The sequence below is a fragment of the Pseudomonas sp. AMR01 genome, from assembly GCF_041946035.1.
Taxonomy (GTDB): domain Bacteria; phylum Pseudomonadota; class Gammaproteobacteria; order Pseudomonadales; family Pseudomonadaceae; genus Aquipseudomonas; species Aquipseudomonas antarctica_B.
Map to the genome: position 1 here is coordinate 54,018 of NZ_JAUTYR010000006.1, position 20,788 is coordinate 74,805.

Sequence of the window (20,788 nt, forward strand, 5' to 3'; positions counted from 1 at the left end):
TCTGATTAATCGCCAACCTGGCTCATGGTGTGGGCGAGGGCCTGGGTGCATCGCTCTTCGGCGGTGTCCAGTTCGAGTTTCATCTGTTCGATGTCCAGCAACTGCTGCTCAAGCTGCGCACGGCGCTCGGTGATTTTTGCCAGCATGCTGTTGAGCTGGATGTGGTTGCCGCTGGTGGGGTCGTAGAGTTCGATCAGCTCGCGGCACTCGGCCAGGGAAAAACCGATGCGCTTACCGCGCAATATCAGCTTGAGGCTGACCTTGTCCCGCGCCGAGTAAATGCGCTCCTGGCCCCGACGCTCCGGCGCCAGCAGGCCTTGTTCTTCATAAAAGCGTATGGCGCGGGTGGTGATATCGAGCTCGCGGGCGAGGTCGGAAATGCTGTAGGTCGTGCTCATGGGGGCGCTCAAGAAGGTCTTGGCGCTAAGCTAATGGCAGGTTGACGTGAACGTCAAGCTCATGGCCGTATTTGAGGGTCGATGGCTTGTTGTGGCAAGACGGCTGGCGAGCAGGCTTATTGTGGCGAGACGGCCTATTGTGGCGAGCAGGCTTGCCCCGCGTTGGGCTGCGCAGCAGCCCCAATAAAAACAACTCATTTTTCCAGACAAGAACGCGGAGCCTGGTTTTGGGGCCGCTACGCAGCCCAACGCGGGGCAAGCCCGCTCGCCACAACAAGCCCGCTCGCCACGACAAGCCGGGTCAGCACAACAGGCCCGCTCGCCACGCAAAGCCGTCTCGCCACAACTGGCCCGCTCACCACGGCTCAGGCCTGTTTGCCGTCCAGCTTCTTCTCGTGCGCCGTTACCTGTTGGCATAACTCAATCATCTGCTCACGCATCCAGCGGTTCGCGGGGTCTTGATCGGTGCTTTCGTGCCAGTACAAATGGGTTTCCACCGGCGGCACGTCGTTGACGGGCAGGTTGAACCAGTGCAGTTCATGACGGCGGGCGAAGCGCTCGGGCACGGTCATCACCATGTCGGTCTGTTGCAACACTTGCGACGCCATCAGGTAATGCTGGGAACGCAGGGCGATCTTGCGCTGAATGCCCATCTTGCCCAGCGCCAGGTCGACATGGCCCAGGCCATTGCGGCGGCTGGAGATATGGATATGGGTCAGCGACAGGTAGTCATCCAGGGTGAACTTGTCCTTGCCCGCCATCGGGTGGCCTTTGCGCATGGCGCAGACGTAGCGGTCTTCCATCAGCTTGACGTGGCGTACCTGCGGGTCGGTATTGAGCGGCGCGTCCACGGCAAAATCCAGGCGCCCGGCGGCGAGTTCCTTGGTGGTTTCACGGCGTTTGGACAGGAAACTCTCGATCACTACCGTCGGCGCCAGGCGGCGCAGGCGCTGGAACAGCAGCGGCAAAATCACCGCCTCGGTGAGGTCGGTCATGCTGATGCGGTAGGTCTTGGCCGCCTGTTGCGGGTTGAAAATCCGGCTTTCCTGCACCGACACGCGCAGCAGCGACAAGGCGTTGCGCACCGGGCCAATGATGTTCTGCGCCATCGGCGTGGGCACCATGCCTTGGGCGGTGCGCACGAACAGCGGGTCGTTGAAGGTTTCGCGCAGACGCGCCAGGGCATTCGACACGGCAGGCTGGGTGATGCCGACGATCTGCCCGGCGCGGGTCAAGTTGGCTTCGGTATAGATCGCGTCAAAGACGATGAAGAGGTTGAGGTCGACCTTGCTCAGATTCATTTCGTTGCGCTCTTATTGTTAGGTGCCCATGCGCCGATCATATATCGGTGATGAATGTTAATACACGCCGAGAATAGGCTAGGTAAATGGTTAACGCTGTTCTAGCATCGATTGCATGACCTAAACAACCTCTCAGAGAAGGGAGCTGCTCATGGATTTCGCCTATTCGCCCAAGGTTCAGCAACTGCGTGAACGCGTCACCGCATTCATGGACGCTTACGTTTACCCGGCCGAGCCGGTGTTTGAACGCCAGGTCAACGAAGGTGATCGCTGGCAGCCCACCGCTATCATGGAGGAGCTTAAAGCCCGCGCCAAAGCCGAGGGCCTGTGGAACCTGTTCCTGCCGGAATCCGAGCTGGGCGCCGGCCTGACCAACCTCGAATACGCGCCGCTGGCCGAAATCATGGGTCGCTCCTTGCTCGGCCCTGAGCCGTTCAACTGCTCCGCCCCCGACACCGGCAATATGGAAGTGCTGGTGCGCTACGCCAACGAAGAACAGAAACAACGCTGGCTCGAACCGCTGCTGCGCGGCGAGATCCGCTCGGCGTTCGCCATGACCGAGCCGGACGTGGCGTCATCGGATGCCACCAACATGGCCGCCAGCGCCGAGCGCCAGGGCGACGAATGGGTGATCAACGGTAAAAAGTGGTGGACCTCCGGCGCCTGCGACCCGCGCTGCAAGATCCTGATCTTCATGGGCCTGAGCAACCCGGACGCGCCGCGCCACCAGCAACACTCGATGATCCTGGTGCCGGTGGACACCCCCGGCGTGAAAATCGTGCGGCCCTTACCAGTATTTGGCTATGACGACGCACCCCACGGCCACGCCGAAGTGCTGTTCGACAACGTACGCGTGCCCTACGAAAACGTCCTGCTCGGCGAAGGCCGTGGCTTTGAAATCGCTCAAGGGCGCCTCGGCCCAGGCCGGATTCACCACTGCATGCGCTCGGTCGGCATGGCCGAACGGGCATTGGAACTGATGTGCAAACGCGCCGTCAGCCGTACCGCATTCGGCAAACCGTTGGCCCGCTTGGGCGGCAATATCGACAAGATCGCCGACTCGCGGATGGAAATCGACATGGCGCGCCTGCTGACCCTGAAAGCGGCGTACATGATGGACACCGTGGGTAACAAAGTCGCAAAAAGCGAAATCGCTCAGATCAAAGTCGTGGCGCCAAACGTGGCATTGAAGGTGATCGACCGCGCAATCCAGATGCACGGCGGCGCGGGGGTTTCCAACGATTTCCCGCTGGCCTACATGTACGCCATGCAACGCACCCTGCGCCTGGCCGACGGCCCGGACGAAGTGCACCGCGCGGCGATCGGCAAGTTTGAGATCGGCAAGTATGTGCCTAAAGAGCTGATGCGCAGCGGCCAGTAAAACCGCATCGCGGGCAAGCCCGGCTCCCACACTCGACCGAGTTCCAGCATGAAAATGCGCTCAAATGTGGGAGCGGGCTTGCCCGCGATAAGGCCAGTATGAACAACACACATCCTTGAACTCAGTACACCCAAACCTCCACCCGCCGATTCTTGATCCGCCCCTCATCCGCCGTATTCGCCGCCACCGGCATCTGCGCGCCAAACCCGCGAATGTCCCTCAGCACCACGCCGCTCTTGACCAGCTCCCGACGCACCGCCATCGCCCGCAACTTCGAGAGCAACGCCGCCCGCTGCGGGTCATTCTTGGCATCGCCAAACCCCACCAGCGTCACCTGCTTATCGAGCTTGTCATGGTTTCTCAAGTACGCCACCACCCGCTGCAAATCCTGACGTGCCTTGTTGTCCAGGCTGGCGCTGCCTTCTTCGAAACGAAAATTCACCGTCAAGCGCTGCGCGTCACGAGCGATGGCCTGATAGTCCTCCGGCATTGACGCACGCGGCTCCACACCTATCGCTTGTACCTGCTGCGCAATGAAGCCGTTCGCCGCCACAATCGCCTGGCCCTTGCTGCTTTGGGCAAAGTCCACCAGCGCCTTGGCCCATGGATTGCGGCTCGACGGTGGCAGGTAAAAGAACAGCCGGCGCGACAGCGGGTAGTCCTCGGTGGCAATCAGGCTGTTCAACGGCAACATCGGTTGCGAGTCGCCGTCGACAATCGCCACGGCCTTGGCCTGGCGGACATAGGGCAGCCCGATAAAGCCAATGCCTTGGGGGTCGTGGCTGACTGCATCGGACAATGCCTCGCTGGATTCGAATCGCTTGGCAGAGGCAGCGAGAGGCTTGCCGCGCAGGCGCAGCACCAATTCCTTGAAGGTGTCGTAGGTGCCGGACTGATCATCCCGCGCATACAGATGAATCGTGCCGCCGATGCCGCCCAGTTGCTCCCAGGTGCTGACTTCGCCGTTGAAAATCTGCGCCAGTTGCTCGGTGTTCAGCGTGTCCAGCGGGTTGAGTGGGTTAAGAATGATCGCCAGGCCGTCGATGGCGATCACCTGTTCGGCTTCGGGGGTTTTCAAGTCGCCCAGCGTTTCAAGATCGACCAGCTCGCTGTCCTTGATCGGCCGTGATGAAGCCGCCAGGTCAGCCGTAGATTTTTTCAGCGCGGCAAACCCTGTGCTCGAGCCGTGGGCCGCCACTTCGACGGTCACGGCCTTGCCCTGGCGGGTTTTGCCAACCACTCGTTGCTCGTTCGCGCCTTGAGCCGGTTCACTGTGCACACCTTGCAGGCCCTCGTGCTCCATCAAGCCTTTGACCAAGGCCGGCCCCAACGCCGCGCCAATCGTGTTCGAGCCCTGGATGCGCAATGCGGGGCCTTGCTCGGGAATGGGTAGTGGAGCGCAAACAGCGTAGAAGGGAATCAGGGTCAGCAGGAACAGAACGCGCAGCCTCATGCCGGCACCTTCTCAAGCCAAAGGGAGTGCCGGGAGATTAAGTCAGTTGCATGTCAGTAGTGTGACTGCCCCACATTTGTGTTTCATCAGCCTTGAGATCAGCTCAGCTCCAGCCAGATCGGCGCATGGTCCGAAGGCTTTTCCAGCCCACGCAACTCGTAATCCACACCGGCATCCTTGACCCGCGACACCAACCCGTTGGACGTCAGAATCACATCAATGCGCAGCCCACGCTTGGGCTCATCTTCAAACCCGCGACTGCGGTAGTCGAACCAGCTGAAGCGGTCGGCCACTGTCGGGTTCAAGTGCCGGAAGCTGTCCACCAACCCCCAGTTCTTCAACCGCGCCATCCACTCGCGCTCCTCCGGCAGGAAGCTGCACTTGCCGGTCTTCAACCAGCGCTTGGCATTGTCGGCGCCAATGCCAATGTCGATGTCTTCCGGCGAAATGTTGATGTCGCCCATCACCACCAATGCCTGATCGTTGCTGAACTGGCTTTCGAGCAGGTGCTGCAAATCTTCGTAAAAACGTTTCTTGGCCGGGAATTTGGTCGGGTGGTCGCGGCTTTCACCCTGAGGGAAGTAGCCGTTCATGATGGTGACCGGGTTGCCGTTTTCATCCGCGAAGGCGCCCCAGATAAAGCGGCGCTGGGCGTCTTCTTCGTCGCTGGCAAAACCTTTGTGCAGGCTCAGCGCCGGCTTGCGCGAGAGCAGGGCCACACCGTAGTGACCTTTTTGGCCGTGGTAGTAAACGTGATAGCCCAAGGCCTCTACGTCGGCCAGCGGGAACTGGTCGTCGTGGACCTTGGTTTCCTGCAGGCCGATCACATCCGGCTGGTGTTTTTCGATCAGCGCCGCCAGCTGATGAGGGCGCGCGCGCAGCCCGTTGATATTGAAGGAGACGATTTTCATGGTCGGCAGTCCAGTCTGGCAAAAGGGCGATGCTAGCCGACATGTCAGGCGGGGGCCAGCGTGGCGGTAGATGAGGTGCGCTGCTAATGTCTGGGAACGACGGGGGCCGCGTGGGTTCGTAGCTATAAGCTCGTCTATAAAGAACGCCCTCTTTGAGTGGCGTCCAAGGAGATTCACCGCATGCTTGACACGCCGACTGCCCCTGCCGAAATCCGCCTGCTCAACAGCGGCTATTCCCGCGAAGCCCGCTCGCTGCTCTACCAGGCTTACCGGCATGAGCCGACGTTCGCCTACATCTTCGAAGCGGAGCGCCCCGGCTATGAGCAACGGGTGCGCGCTACCGTACGCGAATTGGTCAAGCAGCACTTTTTTCAGAAGCTTCCCGCCATCGGCCTGTTCGTCAACGACCGCTTGATCGGCATCGCCCTGATCGCGCCGCCGCAGCGGCGCCTGGGAATCACCGAGAGCTGGGCCTGGCAGATTCGCATGTTTCTGAGCACCGGCGTGCGCGGTACGCGGCGTTATCTGGACTACCATCACGCTGTGCTGGCGTGCCTGCCGACCGAGTCGGTGCATGTGCTGCCGCTGTTGGGTATTCACCCGCAATTTCAGGGCAAACACTACGGCGAGCAACTGTTGGAGGCGGTGCATAACTGGTGCGCCGAAGACCCGCATTCTTCCGGCGTGGTGCTCGACACCGGAAACTCGCGTTACCTGGAGTTCTATAAGCGTCAGGGCTATGAGGAAATCGGTGAAGTTGCTGTAGGACCTATCCTGGAGCACGTGTTTTTTCATCCCAACCCCCAGTCGTTACACGCTGCAACGGCTTGAGACAGAATTATTCAGACATTTCCGGGTTCAAAGAGCCTCCCTTGCTCGTGTAGCATCCGCGCCTATGAAGTTTCCAGGAAGATTTACCAGCGGCTTGATGCTGCTGTTCACGAGCTGTGGCGCCTTGGCGCAAAGCGAATTGGACGTGCGCATCAAACCCTCAAACGACGCGCTCAAAGCCAACATCGAAGGCTACATCGGCGGGGTAGGCGATCGTGACGAAGAAGCCTTGCTGCGGTTCAGCCGTGGCGCCGAGGAGCAGGCGCGTAAAGCCGCCCAGGCCTTGGGTTTCTATCAGCCACTGATCGAAAGCGATGTGAAGGGCGGCAAGAACCCGCGCCTGATCCTCACCATCGACCCCGGCGAGCCGGTGCATTTGCGCGATGTAACCATTCGGGTCGACGGCCAGGCCGCCAGCCTCAAAGCCTTTCGCGTGCCCGCCGGCGACGACCTCAAGTCCGGCGCCGTGCTTAACCACGGCCATTACGAAGACGCCAAACGTTTGATCCAGAACCAGGCCTCGCGCTATGGCTTTTTCAGCGGGCGCTTTACCCGCCAGAAGCTGTCGGTCGACCCCAAAGCCGGTGTGGCCGATATCGAGCTTATCTATGACAGCGGCCCGCGCTACACCATGGGCAACGTCAGCTTTACCGGCGACACTCCGTTTGATGAAGACTTGCTGCAACGCATGGTCCCGTTCAAGAGCGGCACGCCTTACGATTCCGAACTGATCGCCGAACTCAACCAGAACCTGCAAGGCAGTGGCTTTTTCGAAGGCGTGCGCGTGGACGCCGCGCCAGCCGCGTCGGCCAACGATGTGATCCCGGTGACCGTGCAACTGGAGACGCGCAAGCCCCGCACCATGGGCCTTGGCCTGGGTTACTCGACCGACGTCGGCCCGCGTGGCAAAGCCAACTGGACCCGCCACTGGGTCAACCCACAGGGCCACAGCTATGGCTGGGAAGCCGAGCTGTCGGCGCCGCGGCAAAACGTCGGGCTGTGGTACGACATTCCCCTCGACCCGCCGCTCACCGACAAACTGCGCTTCGCGGCGGGCTATCAGAATGAAGACCTGGCCAACACCGACACCGTGAGTAAATTGCTCACCCTCGGCCCCGAATGGCACAGCAAACTGCCCAGCGGCTGGACGCGGATCATCTCGCTCAAGTACCAGCGCGAAGAATACAAGCTGGGCAATGACTCCGGCCTGAGTAACCTGGTGATGCCGGGTATCAACTATTCCTACCTGCGCAGTGACAACCGCATCGACCCGCACAATGGCTATCGCCTGGCGTTCGACGCCAAGGTCGCCAAGGAAGGCCTGGGTTCGGACACCAACCTGCTTTACGGCACAGCAACCATCAAGGGTTTGACTACCTTGTGGGATAACCACCGCTTTCTCGGCCGCGCACAGATTGGCGGCAGCGCCACTAACGGTTACCAGTCCGTACCGCCTTCGCTGCGCTTTTTTGCCGGTGGCGACCAAAGCGTGCGCGGTTACGAGTACCAGACCTTGTCACCGGAAAACGATCGCGGCGACCGTATCGGTGGCCGCTACATGGTGGCCTTGAGTGCCGAGTATCAATACTCCATCGCCGAAAAATGGCGAATCGCGACCTTTATCGACCAGGGCAACTCCTTCAACAACCTGAACATGCCCAGCCTGAAAACCGGCGTGGGCGTGGGCGTCCGCTGGGTTTCGCCGGTAGGACCGATTCGTCTGGACCTGGCCCACGCCCTGGAAGACCCGGGCGGCATTCGACTGCACTTTTCCATGGGGCCTGAGCTGTGATGCGTGGTTTGAAAATAGCGGGGCTGGCCGTGGTGGCGGTCCTCGCCCTCGTGGTACTGGCGCTGTGGGCAGTGCTTGGCACCCAGGCGGGCAGCCGCTGGGCCTTGGGCCAAGTGCCGGGATTGAGCGTGGAGAATTTTCAGGGCCGTTTGGGGGGGCAGTGGAGTGCCGATCACCTGCTGTGGCAGCAAGACACCAGCCGGGTCGAGCTAAACGCGCCCACGCTGGATTGGTCTCCTGCTTGCCTGCTGCGCATGACGGTGTGCATCAATAAACTGGATGTGGAGCAAGTCAGCCTGCAGTTTCCGCCAGGCACCGAAGAGAGCAGCGGGCCGATCCAGCTGCCGAACTTAAAACTGCCGGTGGCCATCCAGTTGGGCGACGTTCGCGTCGGTAGCCTGCTGTTTAACGGCAGCGAAGAACTCAAAGGCCTGCAACTGGCGGCGCACTGGACTGCGGCCGGCATGCAGATCGACTCGGTGCACCTGCAGCGTGACGGCCTGGTGCTGGACCTCAATGGCCTGTTGCAACCCAGCGGCGACTGGCCGCTGAATGCCACCGGCGACCTGAGCTTGCCGTATGCGCCCGGCGGCGTGCCGTGGAAGCTTGCGCTCAAGGTCGACGGCGATTTGCTCAAGACCCTCAAACTCGACGCCGACAGCAGCGGCTATCTGCCCGCCAAACTCAGCGGCGAGCTGCAACCGCTGGTTGAGAACCTGCCTGCGCAATTGCGCATCACCGCCGATAGCTTCAAGCCCAGCGCCGATTTGCCCGACACCTTGCAGCTCAACGGGCTGGACCTAACCGCCAAGGGCGACCTGAAAAACGGTTACCAACTGCTCGGCAAAGCCGTGTTGCCGGCGGAAAAAGGCCCGGTGGATTTACTGCTGCAAGGCAAAGTCGACGCCAAGGGCGCACAGATCGCCGGCCTGGACCTGAATGCCGGTGACAAGCAAAGCCTCAAGCTCAGCGCCAACCTCGACTGGCAGCAAGGCTTCAGCGCCGATGCCAACATTGCCTGGCGGGATTTTCCCTGGCATCGCCTTTACCCGTTGATCGACGAGCCGCAAGTAACCTTGCGCACTTTCAATGGTGAAATCTCCTACAAAGACGGCAACTATCTTGGCAACCTCAATGCCGACCTCGACGGCCCGGCCGGCAAGTTCAACGTGGTCACACCGTTCAGCGGCGACCTCAAGCAAATCTTCCTGCCCGAGCTGAAACTCACCGCCGGCCAAGGCAAGGCCGAAGGCCATCTGAACGTGCAATTTGCTGACGGCATCGCGTGGGACACGGCCCTGGACCTGTCCGCGCTGAACCCGGCATTTTGGGTCGCTGAGTTGCCCGGCACGCTGGCCGGACCGTTGCGCAGCAAAGGCGAGTTCAAAAACGAGCAGCTCAAGCTCAACGCCGACCTCGACCTCAAGGGCCGTTTGCGCGGCCAAACGGCGGTGCTGGCAGCCAAGGCCGAAGGCGCGGGCGACCAGTGGACCCTCGCCAATCTGGATATCCGCCTGGGCGACAACCGCATCAATGGCAGTGGCAGCCTGCAACAACGCCTGGCTGGGCAAATCGATATCAAACTCGCGCGTCTGGCCCAGTTGTGGCCCCAGTTGCGCGGGCAAATCAATGGCCGTCTCGACGTGGCCGGCAGCCTGAAAGCGCCCCAAGGCAAACTCGACCTGAAAGGCCAGCAGCTGGCATTCGCGGATAACCGCCTGCAAAACCTCACTCTTGATGCCACGCTGGATAGCGCCCAGCGCGCGAAGATCGACCTCAAGGGCAGCGGCATTCAAGCCGGTGAGACCCAGGTCGGCACCCTGACCGCCAGCGCTCAAGGCGATATCAAAAACCAGAAAGTCCAGCTGGACCTGGCAGGGCCTTTGGTCAAGCTGGCCCTGGCATTGGACGGCAACCTCGACAAAGGCAACTGGCGCGGCCGCCTTGCCAGCGGTGATGTGCAAGCCGGTGGTCAGGACTGGAGGCTGCAAGCCCCGGCGAAGATCGAACGCCTGGCCGACGGCAAGCTCACGTTTGCTGCGCATTGCTGGGTATCCGGCCCCGCCAGCCTGTGCGGTGAAGACCAGCGCCTGATGCCGGAACCCAAGCTGCGTTACCACCTCAAGCAGTTCCCCATCGACAGCCTGGCGGCGTTTTTGCCCAAGGATTTCGCCTGGCAGGGCAAGCTCAATGCCGACATTCAGCTCGACCTGCCGAGCAGTGGCCCTAAAGGCGTGGTCTCTGTGGACGCCAGCGGCGGTACCCTGCGCGTGAGAGACAAAACCCAGTGGCTGGATTTCCCCTACGACACCTTGAAGCTGGAAACCACTCTGAACCCCAAGCGCATCGACACTCAGCTGAACTTCCGTGGCGGCAAACTTGGCGAGTTGCTGGTGCAAGCGCAGATCAATCCGCTGCCGCAGAACAAGCCAATCACCGGCACGTTCACCCTCAGTGGTCTCGACCTCGCCGTAGCGCGACCGTTTGTGCCGATGGTGGAAAAACTCAACGGCAAGCTCAATGGCAACGGCCGGATCTCCGGTGGGCTGCTGGCGCCGCAGGTCAACGGCAGCGTGAATCTGGTTGACGGTGAAGTGTCCGGCAGTGAGTTGCCGGTCAGCCTCGAAGGCTTGAATGTGCAGGCGTTGATTGCCGGCGAGAGCGTGCAATTGAATGGCGCCTGGCACAGCGGCAAAGCCGGGCAGGGCAGCCTCAAGGGCCAGGTCGATTGGGGCCAGGCGCTGGTGGTGGACTTAAACCTGCAAGGTTCGCAACTGCCGGTCACGGTGGAGCCCTATGCGGTGCTGGAAGTGGCGCCTGACCTGAAGATCAGCCTGAAGAACGACAAACTTGCGATCGCCGGCAAAGTGCACATCCCGCGCGGTGACATCACCGTGCGTGAACTGCCGCCGTCGACGGTCAAGGTCTCGGATGACACGGTGATCGTCGGCAGCCAGACCGAAGAGGGCAAGCCGCCGATGGCGATGGCCATGGACATCAACGTGGTGGTGGGCGAAGACCAGCTTAACTTCACAGGCTTCGGCCTGACCGCCAAGGTGCAGGGCCAGGTGCACATCGGCGACAACATGGACACCCGTGGCGAGTTGTGGCTCAACGACGGCCGCTACCGTGCCTACGGCCAGCGCCTCGATGTACGCCGTGCACGCCTGCTGTTTGCCGGCCCGCTTGATCAGCCTTATCTGGACATTGAAGCGGTGCGCAAGACTGACGACGTCACTGCGGGCATTCGCCTGAGTGGCAGTGCCGAGCAGCCGACGACGCAGATCTTTTCCGAGCCGGCCATGAGCCAGGAGCAGGCCTTGTCCTATCTGGTGCTGGGGCGCCCGTTGAGTACGACGGGAGAGGACAACAACATGCTCGCCCAGGCGGCGTTGGGCCTTGGGCTGATGGGCAGTTCGGGGGTGACTTCCGACATTGCCAGCAAGTTAGGGATTCGGGATTTTGACCTTGATACCCAGGGCAGCGGGAACAGCACCGCGGTGGTGGCCAGTGGCAAGATTACCGAGAAGCTTAGCTTGCGGTATGGGGTGGGGGTGTTTGAGCCGGCCAATACGATTGCCTTGCGCTATTTGTTGAGCAAGAAGGTGTATCTGGAAGTGGCCAGTGGCGTTGCGAGTTCGCTGGATATCTTTTATAAGCGGGACTTTTAGTTTTTTTGGTGGTGGGTGTATATCCGTTATTTATGTGATGGCCGCTTATGGTTCCGCTCTTACAGCGGGTCACTTTTGGAAGGACCCAAAAGTAACCAAAAGGTCCTCGCCCCACCACTCGGCACCTCGCTAAGGCTCGGTGTGCCCTCACTCCGGCTTGAATCCGTGGGCCGCCGTGATGGGCCATCCTTGGCCCAGCACGGCTAACCCGGCGTCCTGCCGGGTTACCCACGGTTTCAAGCCTGCGTTCGGCCATCGTGGTTAACGGGGCGTCTGAGATCAAAGTCAAAAGCCAGATCAAAATCAAAAGCGCAATTCAGTGTTTGAACTGGCTTTTGTGGGAGCTGGTTTGTGTATGAATATGGTGAAGTCTTACTCGGTCAAAACTGTGGGAGCGGGCTTGCTCGCGAATGCGGTGGGTCAGTTGATGAATTTATTGGCTGATACACCGCATTCGCGAGCAAGCCCGCTCCCACAGTGGATCTCCATTCGGTCTGGGAGAACACAGTCTGCTCTAAAAAAAAGCGCCTTTGATTCAACCACTCAGGTCGGCTCTCAGGCCGCCGTGCTTTAGATTTTGATTTTGATTTTGATCTAAGGCGCCCGTTAACCACGATGGCCGCACGCAGGCTTGAATCCGTGGGTAACCCGGCAGGACGCCGGGTTAGCCGCGCTGGGCCAAGGATGGCCCATCGCGGCGGCCCACGGATTCAAGCCGGAGTGCGGGCATGCCGAGCCTAAGCGAGGCACCAAGTGGTGGGGCGAAGACCTTTTGCTTACTTTTGGGTCTTTCCAAAAGTGAGCCGCTGTAAGAGCGGAACCCTAAGCAGCCGTTACCGCAGCAACGGATATGCACTCACCCCGCACCCAAAAAAACCACCCCCACCCCCCATCTGTCGCACAAATACCAAGCAAGCTAATAATTCCATTTGACATTCGCTGCCTAAGCAGTAACATCTTGTCATACATTCACTGCCTAGGCAGTAATAAGGTGACTTCCGATGACCCACTACACCCCTGACAGCTTCCGCAACTGCCATCTAGGCCTGCTACTGGCCCGTGCTGCGCTGCTCAAGGACCGCATCATCGACACCCACATGGAACCCCACGGCGTCACCGCCGCGCAGTTCAAAGTGTTGATCATCATCGCCCAATTCGACATCAACACCCCGGCCGAGCTGTGCCGCAACCTGTCCCTGGACAGCGGCTCCATGACCCGCATGCTCGACCGCCTCGAGCAAAAAGCCCTGATCGCGCGCAAGCGTTCCGAACTCGACCGGCGCCAGGTGCAGGTGGTGCTCACCGAAGACGGCCAACGCCTGGCAGACATGCTGCCGCACATCGGAGCGCAGGCGATGAACGAATTGGCCGGCGCGTTGGCGCCGGGCGAGTTGCAAACCCTGGAAGCCATCCTCACAAAAATTCTCATAGCAGCCGGTGACGCCATCGTCATCCAGCGGGTAGGTAAACAATGAACACACGCGCACTGAGCCTGGTGCTGGTGGCTATGAGTATGGCGGGTTGCGCCAACTTCAGCGGCCTCGACACCCAGGGCAAACGTCTCGACGCCAACACCCTGCAAACCGGCAAGACCCTGAGCGGCGTAACCCTCTCAAGCGCCGCCTGGCCAAGTGCCGACTGGTGGAAAAGCCTCGGCGACCCACAGCTCGACGGGCTGATCGCTGAAGCCTTGCAAAACAGCCCCGACATGCAAGTCGCCAGCGCCCGCGCCCACCAGGCCGAAGCCGCAGCCTATGCCGCCAACGCCGCACGCCTGCCGACCCTGGATGCCAGCGCCGGCGTGAACCGTTCGCGCCTGGCCAGGGACCAGGACCCGCGGGGCGAGGGCGATGCCTACTCCACCGTGCGTAACATCGGCGCCAGCTTCAATTACAACTTCGACCTCTGGGGTGGCCAGCGCGCCGCCTGGGAAGCCGCGTTGGGCGAAGCCCGTGCTGCCGAAGTTGATCAACAGGCCGCGCGCCTGACCCTGGCCGCCAACGTGGCCAAGGCTTACAGCGATTTGGGCCAGGCGCACATCGTGCGTGACCTGGCGAATGACGACCTCAAGCGCACTCGCCAGATGCTCGAATTGGGCCAGCGTCGCCTCAATTCCGGCATCGACAGTCAGTTCCAGTACCAACAAACCGAAAGCCTCGAAGCCAGCTCCCAGTCGCAACTGATCGATGCGGAAAAACAACTGCAGAGTGCCAAGATCAGCTTGGCCGTATTACTCGGCAAAGGCCCCGACCGGGGCAGTGAGCTGGCGCGCCCGAACGTGCTGAAACCCAGCGCGGTGGCCGTGCCCTCGGTGCTGCCCGCTGAGTTGCTCGGCCGTCGCCCGGACCTGATCGCCGCACGCTGGCGCGTCGAGGCAGCGAGCAAAAACGTCGCCGCGAGCAAAACCAGCTTCTACCCCAACCTCAACCTGAGCGCGAGCGCCGGGGCGCAATCGTTGTTGGGTGACGCGATGTTCGGTTCGGCCAGCCGCTTCTTCAGCATTGCGCCGACCATCTCGCTGCCGATTTTCGACGGCGGCCGCCTGCGTGCCGACCTCGATGCCCGCGATGCCGATTACGACCTGGCCGTGGCGCAGTACAACAAAACTCTGGTGCAAGCCTTGGGCGATATCGGCAACGGCCTGGTGCAGTTGCGCGAAACCGGGCGGCAGATCCAGGCGCAACAACACGCCGCAGACATCGCCCAGCAGTCTTACGACACCGCCGTTCAGCGTTACAGCTCAGGTATCGGTAGCTACGTGGACGTGCTCACCATCGAGCAGCAATTGCTGCAGGCCCAGAGTCAGCTCGCGACGCTGAATGCCTCGCAAATCGATCTGTCGATTCAATTGATGCAAGCCCTGGGTGGCGGGTTTAACGCCGATAACGTGGCCGCGGCCACAACCCGTCCCGCCACCCGTACGGAATAATTTGAGGTATTTGTCATGGCCACTGCCGACAGCAACAACACAAACGAACAACTTGAAGAACAACCCAAAGAAGACAGCAACCCGCGCAAACGCAAAGTCTTGCTGATCGGCCTGGTGCTGATCGTCATTCTCTGCGGCGTCGGCGTCTGGGGCTGGTATGAATTCTACGGGCGCTTCAGCGAAAGCACCGACGACGCTTATGTAAACGGCAACGTGGTGGAAATCACCCCGCTGGTTACCGGCACCGTGGTAAGCATTGGCGCTGACGACGGCGACCTGGTTCATGAAGGCCAGGTGCTGATCAACTTCGACCCGAACGACGCCGCCGTCGGCCTGCAAAGTGCCCAGGCCAACCTGGCCCACACCGTGCGCCAGGTGCGTGGTTTGTACAGCAACGTCGATGGGATGAAAGCCCAGGTCAATGCACAGAAAGCCGACGTGCAAACCGCTCAGGACAACTATAACCGTCGTAAGACCCTGGCCCAGGGCGGGGCGATTTCTCAGGAAGAGCTGTCCCATGCCCGCGACAGCCTGACGGCGGCGAAAAACGCGCTGACTAACCTTGAGCAACAACTCAAGACCAGCAACGCGCTGGTCGACGACACCGTGATTTCGTCGCACCCGGATGTGCAGGCCGCCGCCGCGCAATTGCGTCAGGCCTACCTGACCAATGCGCGTAGCACGTTGATTGCGCCGGTCACCGGTTATGTCGCCAAGCGCACCGTGCAATTGGGGCAGCGGGTCCAGCCGGGCACTGCACTGATGGCAGTGATTCCGCTGAATCAGCTGTGGATCGACGCCAACTTCAAGGAAACCCAACTGCGCGACATGCGTATCGGCCAACCGGTGGATATCGAAACGGATATCTACGGCAGCGACGTGAAGTACAGCGGCACTGTCGACAGCCTCGGCGCCGGCACCGGCAGCGCGTTTGCCCTGCTGCCTGCGCAGAACGCCACGGGTAACTGGATCAAGATCGTGCAACGGGTACCGGTGCGCATCCACGTGAATGCCGAAGAATTGGCCAAGAACCCATTGCGCGTGGGCTTGAGCACGGTGGTCACGGTGGACCTGCACGACACCAGCGGCCCGGTGCTGGCGCAACAGGCGCCGCAGAAGGCCTCGTTCACCACTAACGTGTATGACCGCCAACTGGCCGAAGCCGACGCCATGATCACGCAGTTGATTCATGACAACAGCAGTGCCGCGGCTCCCAAGGCTGCGCAACGCTAATGAGCAATAACGCCTCCTTCACGCCACCCAGCCTGTTGATGGCCACTATTGGCCTGTCGCTGGCGACCTTTATGCAGGTGCTCGACACCACCATCGCCAACGTGGCGTTGCCGACCATTTCCGGCAACCTGGGCGTAAGTTCGGAGCAAGGCACCTGGGTGATCACCTCGTTTGCGGTGAGTAACGCGATTGCCTTGCCGCTGACCGGCTGGTTAAGCCGCCGGTTTGGCGAGGTGAAGCTGTTTCTTTGGGCGACCCTGCTGTTTGTGCTGGCGTCGTTCCTGTGTGGTATTTCCACCTCGATGCCCGAGCTGATCGGCTTTCGCGTGCTGCAAGGCTTGGTGGCGGGGCCGTTGTACCCGATGACCCAGACCCTGCTGATTGCGGTCTACCCACCGGCAAAACGCGGCATGGCCTTGGCGTTACTCGCCATGGTCACGGTGGTGGCGCCGATTGCCGGACCGATTCTGGGTGGGTGGATCACCGACAGCTACAGCTGGCCGTGGATCTTCTTCATTAACGTGCCCATCGGCATCTTTGCGGTGATAGTGGTGCGCTCGCAATTGAAGAAGCGCCCGGTGGTCACCAGTTACCAGCCAATGGATTACGTCGGCTTGCTTAGCTTGATCGTTGGTGTTGGCGCTCTGCAAATCATCCTCGACAAGGGTAACGACCTCGATTGGTTTGAATCCAATTTCATCATCATTGGTGCGGCGATTTCGGTGGTTGCCCTGGCGGTGTTTGTTATCTGGGAAATGACCGACAAACACCCGGTGGTCAACCTGCGGCTGTTTGCGTATCGCAACTTCCGCATCGGCACCATTGTGTTGATTCTCGGCTACGCGGGCTTTTTCGGCATCAACCTGATCCTGCCGCAATGGCTGCAAACCCAGATGGGCTACACCGCAACCTGGGCAGGCCTTGCAGTGGCGCCGATCGGCATTTTGCCGGTGCTGATGTCGCCGTTTGTCGGCAAGTACGCGCACAAGTTCGACCTGCGCCTGCTGGCAGGCCTGGCCTTCCTGGCGATTGGTTTGAGCTGCTTTATGCGAGCGGGCTTCACCAATGAGGTGGACTTCCAGCACATCGCGATGGTGCAGTTGTTCATGGGGATCGGCGTGGCGCTGTTCTTTATGCCGACCTTGACCATCCTGATGTCCGATTTGCCGCCGAGCCAGATTGCCGATGGCGCGGGCCTGGCCACCTTCCTGCGGACCCTGGGCGGTAGCTTTGCGGCGTCGCTGACCACCTGGATCTGGATTCGCCGGGCGGACCAGCACCATGCGTATATGAGCGAGAACATGACCACCTACGACTCGGCGACCCGCGACGCCTTGCAGGCGCTGGGTGGTGCGGGGCAGAAGGCGTATGCGCAGCTGGATCAAATCCTCACCAGCCAGGCGTACATGATGTCCACCGTGGATTACTTCACGCTGCTGGGGTGGATGTTCATGGGGCTGATGTTGCTGGTATGGCTTGCGAAGCCACCGTTCGGCGCCAAGGCCGGGCCTGAGGCCTCCGGCCACTGATCATGGGGTGTACGCGGTCAAAAATGTGGGAGCGGGCTTGCTCGCGAAGACGGTGTATCAGTCAACTTATATATCGACTGAACCTCCGCCTTCGCGAGCAAGCCCGCTCCCACATTTGGCTCTATGTTCACAGTGGATCAGTGGAGTCTGAGGTTCAGGCGCCAGGCAGTGCCAGCTGCGGGTTTACAAAGTCAAACGCCGCCAATTGAAACCCTTGCTCATCCACCTGCAATGCCCAGCCCTGCTTGTCCCAATCCCCCAGCACAATGCGCTTGGCCGCTTGCTCACCAATCTGCAGCTTATGGATCGCCGGGCGGTGCGTGTGGCCGTGGACCAGGGTGCGCACGCCGAACTGCTGCATCACCCGCGGCACTTCCTCGGGCGTTACATCAACAATGTCGTTGGCCTTCATGCGCGTCTGCGCGCGGCTTTCACTGCGCAGTTTGCGCGCCAGTTTATGGCGGGTACGCAAGGGCAGATGGCGCAGAATAAACAGCACAAGCGGGTTGCGCAGAGTGCGCCGCAGCTTCATATAGCCGACGTCGCGGGTGCAGAGGCTGTCGCCGTGCATCAAGAGCACAGGTTCGCCGTAAAACTGCACGACACTCGGGTCATTCAGCAAGGTGGCGCCTGCTGCTTTGCAGAACGCTTTGCCGATCAGGAAATCGCGGTTGCCGTGCATGATAAAAATCGGGGTGCCGCTGTCGCTCAGCTCGCGCAGAGCCTCGCCAATCGAACGCTGGAAAGGCGTCATCCCATCATCGCCAATCCAGGCTTCAAAAAAGTCCCCCAGAATGTACAACGCCTGGGCGCCACGGGCGCGGCCGTGGAGCAAATCCAGAAACGCCCGGGTGATGTCCGGGCGCTCCTCTTCCAGATGCAAATCTGAAATCAGTAATATCACCCAACGATCTCGGCTTTCTCGACGATAACGTCTTCTACCGGAACGTCCTGGTGACCGGCTTTACCGGTGGTCTGCACGCCTTTGATCTTGTCAACGACGTCCTGGCCTTCGGTGACTTTACCGAATACCGCGTAACCCCAACCCTGGGTGTTCTTGCCAGTGTGGTTGAGGAAGGCGTTGTCGGCGACGTTGATGAAGAACTGCGCGGAGGCCGAATGCGGCTCCATGGTACGGGCCATGGCGACGGTGTACTTGTCGTTGGAAAGGCCGTTGTCCGCTTCGTTCTGGATGCTTGGGCGCTTGTCTTTCTTTTCTTTCATGCCAGGCTCGAAACCGCCGCCCTGGACCATGAAGTTACCGATCACACGGTGAAAAACAGTGTTTTCGTAGTGGCCGGCGTTAACGTACTCGATGAAGTTGGCGACGGTGATAGGCGCTTTCTCGGCGTTCAGCTCGATGACGATGTCACCGTGGTTGGTGGTCAGTTTGACTTGAGTCATGGTCGTTTCTCTTTCAGGGAATTCGTGGGTTTGGACGCCTGCGCGCCTCACCTGATTGGCTAAACAGCGGCCAAGGGGCGCAGTTTAGCGTGCCCGGCAGGAATTTCGAGGTGGTTTTTTACCGCCGGTGCATTAAATGCAGCAGTTTTCGGCCTCGCTCTGTCAGCGGCTTGACAGCATCAGCTATGATATCGCCTTTGTTTTGTCTGGCCTGACCCGGCCACGAACCTGTCTGTTCAAGGATCCTATGAGCAAGCCCACTGTCGACCCTACCTCGAATTCCAAGGCCGGACCTGCTGTCCCGGTCAATTTCCTGCGCCCGATCATCCAGGCGGACCTAGATTCGGGCAAGCACACGCAGATCGTCACCCGCTTCCCGCCAGAGCCCAACGGCTACCTGCACATCGGTCACGCCAAGTCGATCTGTGTGAACTTCGGTCTGGCCCAGGAATTCGGTGGCGTCACGCACCTGCGTTTCGACGACACCAACCCGGCCAAGGAAGACCAGGAATACATCGACGCCATCGAAAGCGACATCAAATGGCTGGGCTTCGAATGGTCCGGTGAAGTGCGCTATGCGTCCAAGTATTTCGACCAGTTGTTCGACTGGGCCGTCGAGCTGATCAAGGCCGGCAAGGCATACGTGGATGACCTGAGCCCTGAGCAAGCCAGGGAATACCGTGGCACCCTGACCGAGCCTGGCAAGAACAGCCCGTTTCGCGACCGTTCGGTTGAAGAGAACCTCGACCTGTTCGCCCGCATGAAGGCCGGCGAGTTCCAGGACGGCGCCCGTGTACTGCGTGCCAAAATCGATATGGCCTCGCCGAACATGAACCTGCGCGACCCGATCATGTACCGCATCCGCCACGCCCATCACCATCAAACCGGTGACACGTGGTGCATCTACCCGAACTACGACTTCACCCACGGTCAGTCGGACGCCATCGAAGGCATCACCCACTCCATCTGCACCCTGGAGTTTGAAAGCCATCGCCCGCTGTACGAATGGTTCCTCGACAGCCTGCCGGTACCGGCGCACCCGCGTCAGTACGAATTCAGCCGCCTGAACCTGAACTACACCATCACCAGCAAGCGCAAACTCAAGCAACTGGTGGATGAGAAGCACGTGCACGGCTGGGACGACCCACGCATGTCGACGCTGTCGGGCTTCCGCCGTCGCGGCTACACCCCGGCGTCGATCCGCAACTTCTGCGACATGGTCGGCACCAACCGTTCCGACGGCGTGGTTGACTTCGGCATGCTCGAATTCAGCATCCGTCAGGACCTCGACGCAAACGCCCCGCGCGCCATGTGCGTGCTGCGCCCGTTGAAAGTCGTGATCACCAACTACCCGGAAGGCCAGGTCGAAAACCTCGAGCTGCCGCGTCATCCGCAGAAAGAAGAACTCGGCGTGCGCAAGCTGCCGTTCGCCCGTGAAATCTACATCGACCGTGATGACTTCATGGAAGAGCCGCCAAAGGGCTACAAGCGCCTGGAGCCGAACGGCGAAGTGCGCCTGCGTGGCAGCTACGTGATCCGCGCCGACGAAGCGATCAAGGACGCCGATGGCAACATCGTCGAACTGCGTTGCTCCTACGACCCGGAAACCCTCGGCAAGAACCCTGAAGGCCGCAAGGTCAAAGGCGTGGTTCACTGGGTGCCGGCTGCGGCCAGCATCGAGTGCGAAGTGCGCTTGTACGATCGCCTGTTCCGTTCGGCCAACCCCGAGAAGGCCGAAGACAGCGCGAGTTTCCTCGACAACATCAACCCTGACTCCCTGCAAGTGCTCACTGGTTGTCGTGCCGAGCCATCGCTTGGCGACGCACAGCCGGAAGACCGTTTCCAGTTCGAGCGCGAAGGTTACTTCTGCGCGGATATCAAGGACTCCAAACCCGGTCATCCGGTATTCAACCGTACCGTGACCTTGCGTGATTCGTGGGGCCAGTGATTAAGGA

General features: G+C 60.5%; 15 protein-coding genes. 9 read left to right on the forward strand and 6 right to left on the reverse strand.

The features are described 5' to 3' along the window. Positions 1–5: 5 nt before the first annotated feature. Together Q7C20_RS07990 and Q7C20_RS07995 are read right to left on the reverse strand one after the other, a co-directional pair. Positions 6–398 carry a MerR family DNA-binding transcriptional regulator gene (locus Q7C20_RS07990; RefSeq protein WP_375066669.1) on the reverse strand — a complete coding sequence of 131 codons (393 nt, stop codon included), beginning with the start codon at positions 396–398 and terminating at the stop codon, positions 6–8. Positions 399–763: 365 nt separating this feature from the next. Beyond that, positions 764–1,699, reverse strand: coding sequence for a LysR family transcriptional regulator (locus tag Q7C20_RS07995; protein ID WP_017136514.1), 936 nt, complete (start codon positions 1,697–1,699; stop codon positions 764–766). 151 nt (positions 1,700–1,850) lie between these two features. On the opposite strand from Q7C20_RS07995, the gene Q7C20_RS08000 reads away from it, so the two are divergent. Further along, a complete protein-coding gene (locus tag Q7C20_RS08000; RefSeq protein ID WP_375066670.1) occupies positions 1,851–3,080 on the forward strand; it encodes an acyl-CoA dehydrogenase in 1,230 nt (409 codons plus the stop codon). Positions 3,081–3,201: 121 nt separating this feature from the next. Here the strand turns inward: Q7C20_RS08000 and Q7C20_RS08005 are convergent, their stop codons facing one another. Further along, positions 3,202–4,533: a substrate-binding domain-containing protein gene (locus tag Q7C20_RS08005; protein ID WP_375066671.1), complete on the reverse strand. Its 1,332-nt coding sequence runs from the start codon at positions 4,531–4,533 to the stop codon at positions 3,202–3,204. Positions 4,534–4,631: 98 nt separating this feature from the next. After that, positions 4,632–5,444 (reverse strand): exodeoxyribonuclease III, encoded by an 813-nt coding sequence (gene xthA / locus Q7C20_RS08010; RefSeq protein ID WP_348061979.1) that lies wholly within the window; start codon positions 5,442–5,444, stop codon positions 4,632–4,634. A gap of 180 nt (positions 5,445–5,624) precedes the next feature. On the opposite strand from xthA, the gene Q7C20_RS08015 reads away from it, so the two are divergent. The 7 genes from Q7C20_RS08015 (at position 5,625) to Q7C20_RS08045 (ending at position 17,429) form a co-directional block, all read left to right on the forward strand. Next, complete coding sequence (locus tag Q7C20_RS08015; RefSeq protein ID WP_348061980.1) at positions 5,625–6,275, forward strand: GNAT family N-acetyltransferase; 651 nt, start codon at positions 5,625–5,627, stop codon at positions 6,273–6,275. 64 nt (positions 6,276–6,339) lie between these two features. Continuing rightward, a complete protein-coding gene (locus Q7C20_RS08020; protein WP_375066672.1) occupies positions 6,340–8,067 on the forward strand; it encodes an autotransporter assembly complex family protein in 1,728 nt (575 codons plus the stop codon). Beyond that, complete coding sequence (locus Q7C20_RS08025) at positions 8,067–11,738, forward strand: translocation/assembly module TamB domain-containing protein (protein WP_375066673.1); 3,672 nt, start codon at positions 8,067–8,069, stop codon at positions 11,736–11,738. The genes Q7C20_RS08020 and Q7C20_RS08025 overlap by 1 nt, the downstream gene beginning before the upstream one ends. A 1,001-nt stretch (positions 11,739–12,739) precedes the next feature. Further along, entirely contained in the window at positions 12,740–13,213 is a 474-nt protein-coding gene (locus Q7C20_RS08030) for a MarR family winged helix-turn-helix transcriptional regulator (protein ID WP_375066674.1), read from the forward strand. Further along, complete coding sequence (locus Q7C20_RS08035) at positions 13,210–14,667, forward strand: efflux transporter outer membrane subunit (RefSeq protein ID WP_375066675.1); 1,458 nt, start codon at positions 13,210–13,212, stop codon at positions 14,665–14,667. Before Q7C20_RS08030 ends, Q7C20_RS08035 begins: the two co-directional genes overlap by 4 nt. Before the next feature lie 15 nt (positions 14,668–14,682). Then, a complete protein-coding gene (locus Q7C20_RS08040; RefSeq protein ID WP_375066676.1) occupies positions 14,683–15,900 on the forward strand; it encodes an efflux RND transporter periplasmic adaptor subunit in 1,218 nt (405 codons plus the stop codon). Continuing rightward, positions 15,900–17,429 carry a DHA2 family efflux MFS transporter permease subunit gene (locus Q7C20_RS08045; protein ID WP_375066677.1) on the forward strand — a complete coding sequence of 510 codons (1,530 nt, stop codon included), beginning with the start codon at positions 15,900–15,902 and terminating at the stop codon, positions 17,427–17,429. Before Q7C20_RS08040 ends, Q7C20_RS08045 begins: the two co-directional genes overlap by 1 nt. Positions 17,430–17,583: 154 nt before the next feature. Here Q7C20_RS08045 and lpxH read toward each other — a convergent pair whose 3' ends face one another. Together lpxH and Q7C20_RS08055 are read right to left on the reverse strand one after the other, a co-directional pair. Next, positions 17,584–18,333, reverse strand: coding sequence for a UDP-2,3-diacylglucosamine diphosphatase (gene lpxH / locus Q7C20_RS08050; protein ID WP_375066678.1), 750 nt, complete (start codon positions 18,331–18,333; stop codon positions 17,584–17,586). Beyond that, entirely contained in the window at positions 18,330–18,833 is a 504-nt protein-coding gene (locus Q7C20_RS08055; RefSeq protein WP_348062013.1) for a peptidylprolyl isomerase, read from the reverse strand. Before Q7C20_RS08055 ends, lpxH begins: the two co-directional genes overlap by 4 nt. A 247-nt stretch (positions 18,834–19,080) precedes the next feature. Here Q7C20_RS08055 and Q7C20_RS08060 point away from each other — a divergent pair, with 247 nt between their 5' ends. After that, positions 19,081–20,781 (forward strand): glutamine--tRNA ligase/YqeY domain fusion protein, encoded by a 1,701-nt coding sequence (locus Q7C20_RS08060; RefSeq protein WP_375066679.1) that lies wholly within the window; start codon positions 19,081–19,083, stop codon positions 20,779–20,781. Positions 20,782–20,788: the final 7 nt, after the last annotated feature.

Coding starts and splice junctions, on each gene's coding strand:
- Q7C20_RS07990 (WP_375066669.1), bottom strand. CDS start 398: ATGAGCACGACCTACAGCATTTCCGACCTCGCCCGCGAGCTCGATATC.
- Q7C20_RS07995 (WP_017136514.1), bottom strand. CDS start 1,699: ATGAATCTGAGCAAGGTCGACCTCAACCTCTTCATCGTCTTTGACGCG.
- Q7C20_RS08000 (WP_375066670.1), top strand. CDS start 1,851: ATGGATTTCGCCTATTCGCCCAAGGTTCAGCAACTGCGTGAACGCGTC.
- Q7C20_RS08005 (WP_375066671.1), bottom strand. CDS start 4,533: ATGAGGCTGCGCGTTCTGTTCCTGCTGACCCTGATTCCCTTCTACGCT.
- xthA (WP_348061979.1), bottom strand. CDS start 5,444: ATGAAAATCGTCTCCTTCAATATCAACGGGCTGCGCGCGCGCCCTCAT.
- Q7C20_RS08015 (WP_348061980.1), top strand. CDS start 5,625: ATGCTTGACACGCCGACTGCCCCTGCCGAAATCCGCCTGCTCAACAGC.
- Q7C20_RS08020 (WP_375066672.1), top strand. CDS start 6,340: ATGAAGTTTCCAGGAAGATTTACCAGCGGCTTGATGCTGCTGTTCACG.
- Q7C20_RS08025 (WP_375066673.1), top strand. CDS start 8,067: ATGCGTGGTTTGAAAATAGCGGGGCTGGCCGTGGTGGCGGTCCTCGCC.
- Q7C20_RS08030 (WP_375066674.1), top strand. CDS start 12,740: ATGACCCACTACACCCCTGACAGCTTCCGCAACTGCCATCTAGGCCTG.
- Q7C20_RS08035 (WP_375066675.1), top strand. CDS start 13,210: ATGAACACACGCGCACTGAGCCTGGTGCTGGTGGCTATGAGTATGGCG.
- Q7C20_RS08040 (WP_375066676.1), top strand. CDS start 14,683: ATGGCCACTGCCGACAGCAACAACACAAACGAACAACTTGAAGAACAA.
- Q7C20_RS08045 (WP_375066677.1), top strand. CDS start 15,900: ATGAGCAATAACGCCTCCTTCACGCCACCCAGCCTGTTGATGGCCACT.
- Q7C20_RS08055 (WP_348062013.1), bottom strand. CDS start 18,833: ATGACTCAAGTCAAACTGACCACCAACCACGGTGACATCGTCATCGAG.
- Q7C20_RS08060 (WP_375066679.1), top strand. CDS start 19,081: ATGAGCAAGCCCACTGTCGACCCTACCTCGAATTCCAAGGCCGGACCT.